Origin of the sequence: Pseudoalteromonas sp. UBA2102 (assembly GCF_002331165.1) — a bacterium.
Lineage (GTDB): Bacteria > Pseudomonadota > Gammaproteobacteria > Enterobacterales > Alteromonadaceae > Pseudoalteromonas > Pseudoalteromonas atlantica.
The window spans coordinates 14,270-25,850 of sequence record NZ_DCYU01000089.1 but is presented as its reverse complement, the minus strand read 5'-3'; the positions used below and the strand labels follow the sequence as shown (position 1 = coordinate 25,850).

Annotated in this window: 10 protein-coding genes; 4 read left to right on the top strand and 6 right to left on the bottom strand. The window is 41.4% G+C overall.

Going from position 1 to position 11,581, the window contains the following annotated elements; translation table 11 throughout:
• Window positions 1-45: 45 nt before the first annotated feature.
• Genes B2R65_RS12340 through B2R65_RS12330 form a run of 3 tightly spaced genes read right to left on the bottom strand, consistent with a single transcriptional unit; the run spans window position 46 to window position 2,260 of the window.
• Window positions 46-573, bottom strand: coding sequence for a response regulator transcription factor (locus B2R65_RS12340; protein ID WP_273603105.1), 528 nt, complete (start codon window positions 571-573; stop codon window positions 46-48).
• Window positions 570-1,811, bottom strand: coding sequence for an ATP-binding protein (locus B2R65_RS12335; RefSeq protein ID WP_286743066.1), 1,242 nt, complete (start codon window positions 1,809-1,811; stop codon window positions 570-572). The genes B2R65_RS12340 and B2R65_RS12335 overlap by 4 nt, the downstream gene beginning before the upstream one ends.
• Window positions 1,812-1,855: 44 nt before the next feature.
• Window positions 1,856-2,260 (bottom strand): nuclear transport factor 2 family protein, encoded by a 405-nt coding sequence (locus B2R65_RS12330; RefSeq protein WP_286743063.1) that lies wholly within the window; start codon window positions 2,258-2,260, stop codon window positions 1,856-1,858.
• Window positions 2,261-2,628: 368 nt separating this feature from the next.
• Between B2R65_RS12330 and B2R65_RS12325 the strand changes: the two genes are divergently transcribed.
• Together B2R65_RS12325 and gloA2 are read left to right on the top strand one after the other, a co-directional pair.
• Window positions 2,629-3,708: a ketoacyl-ACP synthase III gene (locus B2R65_RS12325; protein ID WP_286743060.1), complete on the top strand. Its 1,080-nt coding sequence runs from the start codon at window positions 2,629-2,631 to the stop codon at window positions 3,706-3,708.
• A gap of 83 nt (window positions 3,709-3,791) precedes the next feature.
• Window positions 3,792-4,178, top strand: coding sequence for an SMU1112c/YaeR family gloxylase I-like metalloprotein (gene gloA2, locus B2R65_RS12320; protein ID WP_248461923.1), 387 nt, complete (start codon window positions 3,792-3,794; stop codon window positions 4,176-4,178).
• Window positions 4,179-4,195: 17 nt separating this feature from the next.
• Here gloA2 and B2R65_RS12315 read toward each other — a convergent pair whose 3' ends face one another.
• Together B2R65_RS12315 and B2R65_RS12310 are read right to left on the bottom strand one after the other, a co-directional pair.
• Window positions 4,196-5,557 carry a leucyl aminopeptidase family protein gene (locus tag B2R65_RS12315; RefSeq protein WP_029774238.1) on the bottom strand — a complete coding sequence of 454 codons (1,362 nt, stop codon included), beginning with the start codon at window positions 5,555-5,557 and terminating at the stop codon, window positions 4,196-4,198.
• A gap of 82 nt (window positions 5,558-5,639) precedes the next feature.
• Window positions 5,640-6,062, bottom strand: a complete 423-nt coding sequence (locus B2R65_RS12310) for a hypothetical protein (protein WP_024031949.1) — start codon at window positions 6,060-6,062, stop codon at window positions 5,640-5,642.
• A 597-nt stretch (window positions 6,063-6,659) separates the two neighbouring features.
• Between B2R65_RS12310 and B2R65_RS12305 the strand changes: the two genes are divergently transcribed.
• Both B2R65_RS12305 and B2R65_RS12300 read left to right on the top strand, forming a co-directional pair.
• On the top strand, window positions 6,660-9,239 hold the full coding sequence (locus B2R65_RS12305; protein WP_004588780.1) for a TonB-dependent receptor plug domain-containing protein: 2,580 nt from the start codon (window positions 6,660-6,662) through the stop codon (window positions 9,237-9,239).
• An 86-nt stretch (window positions 9,240-9,325) separates the two neighbouring features.
• Window positions 9,326-10,753 (top strand): tetratricopeptide repeat-containing sulfotransferase family protein, encoded by a 1,428-nt coding sequence (locus tag B2R65_RS12300; RefSeq protein WP_286743054.1) that lies wholly within the window; start codon window positions 9,326-9,328, stop codon window positions 10,751-10,753.
• Window positions 10,754-10,763: 10 nt separating this feature from the next.
• On the opposite strand, the gene B2R65_RS12295 is transcribed toward B2R65_RS12300, so the two are convergent.
• The coding region (locus tag B2R65_RS12295; protein WP_286743051.1) for an alpha/beta fold hydrolase at window positions 10,764-11,581 on the bottom strand (818 nt) is incomplete at its 5' end.

Genomic DNA, 11,581 nt, shown 5'->3' with positions numbered 1-11,581 from the left:
CATTAATGTAGCCGCATCATCACTCATTTTATACCCCTTAAGCGGTTACTGCTGAACCGGCTTTTTTTGTAACTTACGCTGCAATGTGCGCCTATGCATATTGAGTTGCCGCGCAGTGGCCGACACATTACCGTTATTACTATGTAGCACTTGCTGAATATGCTCCCACTCTAAACGCTCTGGTGACATAACTGGTGTGGCAATATCACTAACATTTTGTGTATTTAAATCTGCGTTTAGGGCCTTTAATAACGTGGCCATATCAACGGGTTTTGTAAGGTAGTCGTTAGCACCTAAACGCATGGCCTCTACTGCGGTGGCTATGCTTGCAAACCCTGTTAATAATACAATATACGCTTGCGGTAATAAGCTGCGAAGTGGCTTAATTAAGGCAAGCCCGTTATCGTCACCCAATTTCATATCGAGCAAAATAAAATCTGGTAAGTGTTTATGTGCACTGAGTAATGCATCACTTTGGTTATGCGCAACTTCACAACTAAAGCCTTGCTTTGTTAAACGCCGAGCAAGTGTACTGGCTAGGTTTATATCGTCTTCAATTATCAGTAATTTCATGTAAGTGATTGCTCATTATTTGCTATGGCTAATTTTACTTTAGCCACTGCCCCGCCACCAGCGTGATTATACAAAGTTAACGAGCCGTTTAGTCGCTCAAACGTTACATTAGAAAGTAAAACCGCAAGCCCCATACCTTGGCTGCTAGGCATAAGTTGCCCGCCAAGCTCTGCTAATTGTGATTGGCTAAAACCGCTACCAAAATCACGAATTAGCAAATATATACTTTCACTGTGTTGATTATCTTGCTGCCAGCTTAGCTCTAACTGGGTTTGGTTATTTTTTTGATTAGCAATGCATGCATTTTGTAGCAAATTGAGAATAGCAGGCAATAGCATTGCATCACTTTTTAAGGTGGCTGCTATTGGCTCACTTAACCAATTAATGTGCTGATCAGGGTATTGCAGTAATAATGTATCGATGATCTGCGTTTGTAGCTGGTTTACTGTAATGTGCTCGGTGGTATTTTTATTACGAAGCTGAGCAGAGAGCTTTCTAAAGTCATTTAATTGCCTAGCACATTGCTTAAGCGGCGTGTGCATTTGCACAACGACAGGGTTATTTGGCTGCTCTTCTAAAAGCTCTTCAAATAGTAATTGTAAGTTAGCGATAGGACTGGCTAGTTGATGGGTTATTTGCGCAGCTGCGCCATCTAGGGTTACCAGTTGCTCGTTGCGCAATTGCTGCTCGCGAGCTTTAGCTATTGTGCGCTCTCGCTCCTTTAATGCTCTACTCATAGCGCCAATAACCAAAGCGATAACGCTTGCACTTAAAACAAAGTTAACCCACATGCCTATAAAATGCCCGCTCATATTCATTTGATGCATACTGTGATCGGGCATCTTAATGAGTAAAAAACTATAAGCGGCAATTGCCAGTACGGCGATATAAGCGAGTCCTTTTTCACGAAGGGTGACCGCTGCAATCATGATAGGTAGCAATAATAGCGATACAAACGCATTGGTTGCGCCGCCACTTAATGAGAGCAAAATAGTTAAAAACAGGACATCCGCAGTGAGCTGCATTAACATCCCTATAGGGCGCGCTTGGCTAACATTTCGATAGGCGAATACGCTTACTAATTGAAATATCGCCTCTATAGCTATTACCACTAATAAAGGGAGTAACGCTATTTGGTGTTCTAATAAAAAATACACGCTTAGTACAGCAATTAACTGCACAGCAATAGCACCACTTCGCAGCATTAAAAGGCGACTAATGGTCGGGTCGGTTTGCATAAACAAGGTGTGATGTACCTATAAAATTTAATACGTTAAAAAAGTTAATCTTCATCCATTGATATAGTAAACAGCGCGCACGGCGTTCCTTGATGAAACACCATTTTCCATTGTTCATTACTTTTACGCCAAAGCGACATACGTAAGGAGTAATTAAACTCACTTCGGGCTGAGCGCCTATAAGCCGCTTGGTAACTAATTTGCGCGACATCATCGCTAAGCATTCGCCCTTTAAAGTGCTGATTATAAAACTGCGGAACAACCTCGGTAGGTAAACGTGTGAGTACGTGCTGCTTATCAAATACGGTGCCATTAGCTGCAATTTCAATAAACTCATCATCAAGTAAGGCATTTAATGCATGGCTTGATTGACGGACATCGGGGTCGAGCAACTGTCGTTCGGACTCAATCAAGTGATTAAACAACGACACTTTTATTTTATTGCTCATGGGCTTCCTTATTATGTATGTAATTGCCACGTGTTTGTGTGTTTATACGTTAAACGGGCAGTAATTAATAATATCGGCTTAATTTAATTCACTCAAGCTAACAGCTTTAACGCAGTGCCATAAACGCAAGCCACTTACGTTGAAGTAAAGCCGCAAAATCATGCACTATTCAATTATATGCTGTTTAACACATCGCTACGTATAGCTTTAATACTTGCTTACTCTTTAAACAACCTTTACGTTAAATTGCCCACAATTACTATTATTTACGAGACAAAACAGGTTAATAACTTCTCTTAAAGGGCAATTTTTGATATAACTCACCCATTAGCAATACACGTCAGACCACCTTTTTAAGAGAACACACTATGGCCTACGCACATATTACTGGTTGGGGTAAATGTATTCCACCAGCAAGCATTAGCAACGATGAAATTAGCGAAATAGTTGATACCAACGATGAGTGGATCACCACACGTACTGGTATTAAATCTCGTAGGGTTAGCCATGTTAGCACCGCAGAACTTGCAACCGTTGCCGCAAAGCACGCCATCGATTGTGCAGGGATTGACGCAAAAGATATCGATTTAGTTATTTTAGCAACGTGTACCCCTTCTACTGTGGTGGCCAATACCGCCTCTTTAGTACAGAAAAACATTGGTGCGACCGGCGCTGCAGCTATGGATACCAATGCTGCGTGTTCTGGTTTTTTATATGCTCTTCAGGCAGCTACCGCTCAAATTCAGGCGGGTATGATTAAAAAAGCCGTGGTTATTGCTGCAGAGCGCATGACTTGGTATGTAAACTGGGCACGCCGTGACAGCGCTGTATTATTTGGAGATGGCGCAGGCGCAGTAGTACTCGAAGCCGCAGAAACACCCGCAGGCCTACTTGGTACTAAAACCGGTTGCGACAGTGAAGACAGAGACATTTTGCATATCACCAACTTTGGTAGTGATTTAAATAAATATGAGCCAATTGGCCCATCGGACTTACTGTTTGAAGGCCGTGAAATTTTCAAACGTGCCGTTAAAGGTATGAGCGAAGCGTGTGATGATGTATTAACGCAAGCCAACCTAAGCCTTGATGACATAAACGTATTAGTGCCACACCAAGCTAACTTACGTATTATTCAAGCAATTCAGCATCGTTTAAAAGTGCCAGATGAAAAAGTAATGGTAAACATTGCTGACTACGGTAATACCTCAGCCGCTACAATTGCTATTGCGTTATGTGAAGCCGTAGAGCAAGGCTTAATTAAGCCGCATTCAAATATTATGTCGGCAGCGTTTGGCGCAGGTTTAACGTGGGCAGCAAGCTATATAAAATGGGGCGAGCGTGTTACGCCGATAAAAGTAAGTGATGCAACTTTGCCACTGTGTGAGCTAACAGGCCTTGAGCTTGTAGCCCCCGCAGTTAATGCCTGCAAAGACGCTGAGCCTAGCTAAACATTTTTAAAGCACATAAAAATTAAACGCACTTTTTAGTGCGTTTTTGTTTTTTAGAAGAACAAACTCATGGAGCTAACTACATGGAACTATTAGGCATTCATCATGCTGCTGTTATTTGCAGTGATTACGCCCACTCTAAGCACTTTTATAGTAACGTACTTAAACTTAAAGTTATTAACGAGCATTTTAGGGCCGCGCGTAATTCGTATAAATTAGATTTAGCGATGCCTGATGGCAGCCAAATAGAGTTATTTTCGTTTGATGGAGCACCTGCAAGACCAAGCTACCCAGAAGCGCAAGGCTTAAGGCATTTAGCATTTAAAGTTAAAAACGTTGCCCAAGCAAAGCAGTATTTAGAGTCACAAAATATAACAGTGGAAGAGATAAGAGTGGATGAAATAACCGGCAAAAAATTCACCTTTTTTGCCGATCCAGATAACTTACCGCTTGAGTTATACGAGGTATAGCCCTCGTATAACAAGGTTTATTTAAAGCGGCTTTGCAAGTAATTAAATACCGCACGAATACCTAACGCTTCGCCGCCGGTTGGGCGCCCAGGTAAAGCACGTAAATTCCACGCCATTACATCAAAATGTACCCAGGGTGTGGTTGGCTCTACAAACTCTTTTAAATAAAGCGCCGCGGTAATTGCACCACCAAATGGTGTGCTGGCACAGTTTGCCATATCGGCTACATCGCTCTTTAAAAAGCTTTTGTACTGATCAAATAAAGGCAATTGCCATACAGGGTCGCTTACATCCATACCGGCATCAATAATACCATTTGCTACATCGCGCTCTGTTGAGAAAAAGCCCGGTAACTCAGTACCTAAAGCAACACGACAAGCACCGGTAAGGGTCGCAAAGTCAATAATTAGCTCAGGGTTATCGTTTTGTGCCTCGCTAAGCGCATCGCACAATACTAAACGCCCTTCTGCATCGGTATTGTCTATTTCTACCATAATGCCTTTACGCGTTTTAATTACATCACCTGGGCGAAATGCATTTCGCGATACCGCGTTTTCAACCGCAGGCACTAAAACACGCAGTCTAATTGGTAAATTAGCCGCCATAATTAGCTGCGCTAAAGCAATAACGTGCGCTGCCCCGCCCATGTCTTTTTTCATGTTACGCATGCCAGAGCTTGGTTTTAAATCAAGCCCGCCAGAGTCAAAACATACCCCTTTACCAACTAAGGTAATCAGTGGCGCGTTTTCATCGCCCCATTTTAAATCAAGTAATCGCGGTTTGTTTTCGCTGGCGCGCCCGACCATGTGTATTGTTGGGTAATTTTGCTCAAGTAGCTCATCGCCAATCCACTGGGTAAATTCGCCGTTGTAATTATTGGCTAAATCTTCCATTACTTGCGATAAATGCTGCGGCATCATATCTACCGCAGGTGTGTTTACTAAATCACGCGCTAAATAAATGGCATCGGCTTGTTGCTTAATACGCTGATACAGCGCTTCATCGGCAATGGCTAATTGTGCTTTGGCCGTTGGTTTTTCTTTATATTCACTAAATTCATAGCCGCCTAACACAAAACCAAGCGCGACTTGCTCTATAAAGGCATCATCGCCTTGAATTTGATACGTGCCCAGCGGTAATTTATTGGCAAGCTCGCCTGCGGCCCAAAAATCATTTTGGTTTTGTAATAAACAATAAACGTGGCTTAGCTCACCGGTTTGGGCGTCAGGCACAAGCGCTAAACCTTGCTTTTCAAAGCCGCTATTTGTTAACCATGTTTGGATAAAAGCCGGTTGTTGTGATTGCCAGTCAGTTAACTCGTTTTTAAGAATAAAAGATAAAGGAATACCAGAAGAAGTATGACGAAGTAATGCACTCATTGAAAAGCTCATATAATAAAAAATGGTAGCTCAAAGCATACCAATAAGACCGGCTAAAAGGTATAGCTAATTTTAGCCAGATTTATTCTTTATTTGGCGCTTTAGTGTGTTGTTTTAAATCCTCTTTAACTATTTCAGCGTCTAGCTCTTTAACTGGTTTATTAATGTTAAACGAGCTAGGCAATACATCTACACCTACCATTCTGCCTAGCTTTACAACCAATGGAATAGTAATAGGGGCAAACGGCAGTACGGCAAATACACCTAAGCCAAGCCCTTTTAAAATATCTACAAACTGCTCATTAGCACGCTTTAACTCTTCTTTGCTGGTTTGCCCTTGCGTGTAACGCCTATAAATGGTGAGCATTTCTATGGTTTCTTGCCTTTCTTGCGCAAGAGCAATTTTTAGCGCCACCATTGCACGACGAAAGCGAAGCTGTTGGCGCTTTTTACTAATTTTAACTACCCGCCAAGGCGCACGGTGAATAACTTTATATAATCGCATACCCTTTATTTTCACACATAAGGGGTTTTACACAAGAATAATTTACTTAATACGCCCTATACTTTACTCTTTTGCACCATAACAGTGCTTACAAGCTCATTTTTATGCAAAACAAACAAATAATAGTACTCCTCAAACCCCAAAAACCACAGCCTGATGAATGCTGCGGCGGAGGTAGCTGTAGCCCTTGAGTGTGGGACGAATACAGACAAAAATATCGTGACTGGCAAGCGCAAAACACACCACCTGCCTCACCAATAGAAACAAGTTGATAACATCCACTCACCCACTTCGCGCATTAAATCTTCGAAAAAGCGATAAAACCGCACTTTATTAGTTCAAATTAGTTACATACTGCACCATTGTTGCAAATATATTTTATTTTGAACTTTTTGTTATTAAAGAGTTAATTATTAATTGCCCTGAAAGTTTTTTATGTATAGTCTGTACATAGGACTTCACATGAGGTGGGCTTTTAGCTTTAAGAAGTCGAGTAGGTTGACTCTTTATCCCCATGTGAATACGTCCAAAATTATAAATAAGTAATGTTAATTACTGCATTACGTACAAAATATATTCTAACTGGGGAAAATTAGAATGAAACTTAAAAGCAACGCGCTAAATCAAGCAATTAAATTTGCATTAGCAACAACAACCACCGCAGGTTTGTTTATTTCAGGTTCTGCTGTTGCAGCAGAAGAAAGTGAAACTAAAGTTAATAAAAACGTTGAAAAAATTGCCGTAGTGGGTACTCGCTCAGCACCACGCTCTATTGGTGATTCACCGGTTCCTATTGATATTATTGGCGGTGAAGAGCTAGAAAAGTCTGGTAACACAGACATGCTAGAGCTACTTAAAGGCTCTGTTCCTTCTTTTAATGTTCACCAAAACCCAATCAGTGATGCCGCATCACTAGTACGCCCAGCTAACTTACGTGGCTTACCTTCAGACAGCACATTAATTCTTTTAAACGGTAAACGCCGTCACCGTGCTTCTGTTATTGCATTTTTAGGTGGTGGTATTAATGATGGTGCACAAGGCGCTGATATTTCAGTTATTCCTAGCATTGCACTTAAGCAAGTAGAAGTACTACGTGATGGCGCAGCAGCACAATACGGCTCAGATGCAATCGCAGGTGTAATGAACTTCCAACTTAAAGATGCCTCTGAAGGCGGTAAATTTGAAGTACGCCATGGTCAATACTACGAAGGCGACGGTGATACAACACAGATATCGGGTAACGTAGGCTTACCATTTACAGACAACGGTTTTGCTAACTTAAGTTTTCAATATAAAACAGCAGATGCAACAAGTCGCTCAGAGCAACGCCCTGATGCAGCTGCACTTTCTGCTGCAGGTGTACCAGAAGTGTCTTCGCTTGCGCAAGTTTGGGGTGCCCCAGAGGTTGATGACGACATTTCAATTTTTGGTAACTTTGGTTTAGAACTAACAAACGACTCAGAATTTTATATGTTTGGTAACTACTCTGAGCGTGATGTACGTGGTGGTTTTTACTACCGTAACCCGCATACTCGCCCAGGTGTATACTCAAACGATGGCGGTGAAACACTGCTTGTTGCCGATTTAACAGAAGACATGAGCGGTAACTGTCCTACTATCGCAATTGATGACAACGTACTAGATAACCCAGACTACATTAGCGGTGTTGCTAATAATCCTGATTGTTTTGCATTTAACGAAACCATTCCTGGCGGTTTTACACCTAACTTTGGTGGCAACATTACCGATACCTCTTTAACTATTGGTACAAAGGGTATGTTTACGGGTGGTTTCCTTAAAGATGCATTTTACGATTTAAGTGGTACGGTGGGTTTAAACGAATCTCGCTACTTTATTTACGACACGGTTAATGCGTCGTTAGGTGCAGACAGCCCACGTGATTTTAGCCCAGGTAAATATGAGCAACTAGAGAAAAACTTTAACTTTGACCTTTCTAAAGGCTTTGATTTTGACCTAGCGTACGATGTAAATATTGCCGGTGGTTTAGAATGGCACGAAGAAACATTTACTGTAATTTCTGGTGATGAAGCATCATTCACTGCAGGTCCTTTAACTGAGCAAGGTTTTGGTATTGGCTCTAATGGTTTCCCTGGTTTCAAACCTTCTGATGCAGGCGAATATACACGCCGTAACTACGCAGCTTATGTAGATATTGAAGCACCATTTACAGAAGAATTCTTAATGGGCCTTGCGGTACGTTTTGAAGATTACGACAGCTTTGGTACAACAACAAACTACAAAGTAATGGCGCAGTACCACGTAACTGAAGACTTAAATATTCGTGGCTCAGTAAGCACAGGTTTCCGCGCTCCAACTGTTGGCCAAGCGAACGTAAGTAACGTACAAACAAACTTAAGTGATGGTGTATTACAAGATTCAGCACTTTTACCACCAACAAACCCAATTGCAGTGCAATTAGGTGGTACAGAGCTTGAGCCAGAAGAATCGCAAAGCTACACATTAGGTGCGGTTTACACTATTGGCGATTTATTTGTAACACTTGATTACTACAACATTGAGGTTGATGACCGTATCAGCCAATCTGAAAAAATTGTACTTAGCCAAGATGATAAAGACACGTTAGAAGCAGCAGGCGTACCAAATGCGCAAAGCTATGCACAAGTAAGCTTTTTCACAAATGACTTTGATACAACAACGCAAGGTATTGACTTAGTAGCAAACTACACAGCTGACATGCTAGGCGGAAGCTCTACATTTAGCCTTGCTTACAACTGGAATGAAACTGAGGTAACTAAGTTCAGCGACATTACCGGTGAGTTTAAAGTTAAGCGTTTAGAAGAAGATTTACCTAACCACCGTGCAACGCTTACTTGGGCACAGCAGTGGGAATCTTTTTCAATGTTTACCCGTGCTAATTACTACGGCGAATACCAAGGTGTTCACGTAGATTACGATGCAACAGCAAAAACAGCTGATGCAGCAGTAACTATTGACGCTGAAATAACGTACTTCTTAAATGAGTCTATTAGCTTCTCGGTAGGTGCACAAAACATCTTTGACCAAGACGCTGAAAAACTTGATTTTGAAGACCGTACGGGTATCCCTAACAATAACTGGGGTGGCCAATACTACGAAACATCTCCATACGGTATTAACGGTGGCTTCTACTACGCGAAAGCAACCTATACTTTCTAATATTTTTTCATGATAAACCAAGGCGAAATGTTAAGACATTTCGCCTTTTTTATTTTATATTAATTAAAAAACAATAATGCCTCATCATGCTAATTAAAAAAGCCAATCAATTACTACAAGAAAATAAACTCAAAGAAGCCGAGTTTCATTTTAAAGCAATTTTAAATAGTAACCCGCAAAGCGGCGAAGCATTATTTGGTTTAGGCAGGATAGCACTTAGGTTAGAGCGCTTTGATGCAGCGGTATACTTATTACAAAAAGCATGCGAACGTTTACCCCATATGCTTGAGCCACTGCACGCCCTTGCCGATGCATTTAACGGTGTTAATTCCCCTAATGATGCGATTAAAGTACTCGAATATGCTAAAAGCCTCGCAAGCCATAACCCAGAGCCTCATTATTATTTAGCTCAGCATTATTTAAGCTACGGCGAATTAGACAAAGCACACACCACATTTGCGCATGCGCTAAGCATGGGGCTTTACCCCGTAACTGCCTATATTTTATTTGAACTAGTACAATTAGGCCGTTTCAATAAAGAACATAATTATGTGAGCAACCTGCACCACTTTTTAACGCAAACGAATAACGTGCGTTTAAAAATGGTGTGTTACTACGCGTTAGGTAAAAGCTACGACAAACTAGAAGATACAGAGCAAGCATTTAACTATTATGTGCTTGCCAACAAACTTCAAAAAAAGCTTACTCACTTTAAAACCAGTGACTTAGTGCCTTTCTATGAGGCAATTATAACGCATAATACACAACAGCTAATTGCATCTGCCGAACACACTTTTACCGGCACTATTACGCCCGTGTTTATTATTGGTATGCCCCGCAGCGGCTCAACCTTACTTGAGCAAATGATGGCCTGCCACTCACAGTTTGCCACATTAGGTGAAAACACCAGTATCGCTAACCAAGTGGTGGCATTTATAGAGCAGCAAACGCAAACCCCTTACCCGCAATGCTTAAGCGCACTTAGTAACGATTTAATCGCAAAAGCTCGCAATATTTATATTGAAGAGTTAAAAAAAGCACAGCCTATACGCCCTTTCATTATTAATAAGCTACCGAGTAACTATCAGTCTATTGGCTTAATTTACTTGCTGTTCCCTAATGCTAAATTTATTAATTTAAGTAGGGATTTTAACGCCACTGCTTTTTCGGTGTTCAGTAACTACTTTGCCGAAAATGAGCCGTACTTTTGTGATTTAAAAGAATTCAAACTTTACCATGCGTTGTATGCAAAATTAATGGATCATTGGCGCAGCCTGCCCTCATTACCGCTATACGATATTCATTATGAGCAAATAGTTGCCGAGCCTGAGTCGCAGCTAAGTGCTTTATTTTCGTTTTTAGGATGTGAGTATGAACCGCAATGCTTAGCATTTTATAAGCGTAAGGCTGCTGTTAGCACATTAAGCAAACAAGCCATTAGGCAGCCAATTAATACACAGGCACTCGCGCATTGGGAGCGCTATAAAACACCGCTTTTAAAACAGTTTGAATGAGCCTAATTGCCTAACTGTGCTCGTTAAACCAGCTTACAACATCTTTAAATTGCTCATCCCGTGCCTGAGGGTGAGTAAGCATATTAATATGATCGTAATCCACACTATGACCATGGCGCTTGCCATAAATTTTAAGGGTTTGTTTTCCAGGTCCGGACTCTGCCATAAACTTTTTAATATCAATAGGCTGCGCAAGAGCCTTATCGTTTACAGCGCCAATATGTAGTGTAGGAGGCACCTGCACTTTAGCTAAGGCTTTTGCATAGTCAAAACCATCATCGCTATCTATCCATGGCCTTTTTTTAGCCCACTGCATGCTCTGATAATGCGACTTTTGCGATTCGTTATCGCTGCCCCACTTATAGCCTTTTGCGTTTAAGTACCCCTGTTTTTTAGCCAATATGGGCGCCATAAAGTACCAAATTACATTTGCTTGTAGTAACTTTTTAGGGTGATTGTTAAACAAAGATCGTTTAGAGCCAAAATAAGCACACGCTTTAACCTCTTTTAAATACTCAGGAAAACGTGCAAAAACGCTATTCATTAAAACGCCCCCCCAAGAGTGAGCAACCCAATAGTCTGGCTTTTTACCCTCGAATTGTTCAATGTAATTAATAAAGGCGGGGATATCTTCTACTATTGCCTCTGTTTGACCATATTTAGCCTGCGGCGAAATAAGCGGCTTGCTCTCTCCACGTCCGCGCAGGTCTGCTACATAACAGCAGTAGCCTTGCTCAGCCAAATAAGGGGCTAGCCCTTTATTGCTATGAGTATAAAAAATTTTGCCATTTTCTACTGCGCCGTGCATAAAAAACACCACGGGGCCCG

What these genes read in the sequence shown, in the direction of transcription:
- B2R65_RS12340 (WP_273603105.1), bottom strand. Translation starts at nt 573, where the DNA reads ATGAAATTACTGATAATTGAAGACGATATAAACCTAGCCAGTACACTT.
- B2R65_RS12335 (WP_286743066.1), bottom strand. Translation starts at nt 1,811, where the DNA reads ATGCAAACCGACCCGACCATTAGTCGCCTTTTAATGCTGCGAAGTGGT.
- B2R65_RS12330 (WP_286743063.1), bottom strand. Translation starts at nt 2,260, where the DNA reads ATGAGCAATAAAATAAAAGTGTCGTTGTTTAATCACTTGATTGAGTCC.
- B2R65_RS12325 (WP_286743060.1), top strand. Translation starts at nt 2,629, where the DNA reads ATGGCCTACGCACATATTACTGGTTGGGGTAAATGTATTCCACCAGCA.
- gloA2 (WP_248461923.1), top strand. Translation starts at nt 3,792, where the DNA reads ATGGAACTATTAGGCATTCATCATGCTGCTGTTATTTGCAGTGATTAC.
- B2R65_RS12315 (WP_029774238.1), bottom strand. Translation starts at nt 5,557, where the DNA reads ATGAGTGCATTACTTCGTCATACTTCTTCTGGTATTCCTTTATCTTTT.
- B2R65_RS12310 (WP_024031949.1), bottom strand. Translation starts at nt 6,062, where the DNA reads ATGCGATTATATAAAGTTATTCACCGTGCGCCTTGGCGGGTAGTTAAA.
- B2R65_RS12305 (WP_004588780.1), top strand. Translation starts at nt 6,660, where the DNA reads ATGAAACTTAAAAGCAACGCGCTAAATCAAGCAATTAAATTTGCATTA.
- B2R65_RS12300 (WP_286743054.1), top strand. Translation starts at nt 9,326, where the DNA reads ATGCTAATTAAAAAAGCCAATCAATTACTACAAGAAAATAAACTCAAA.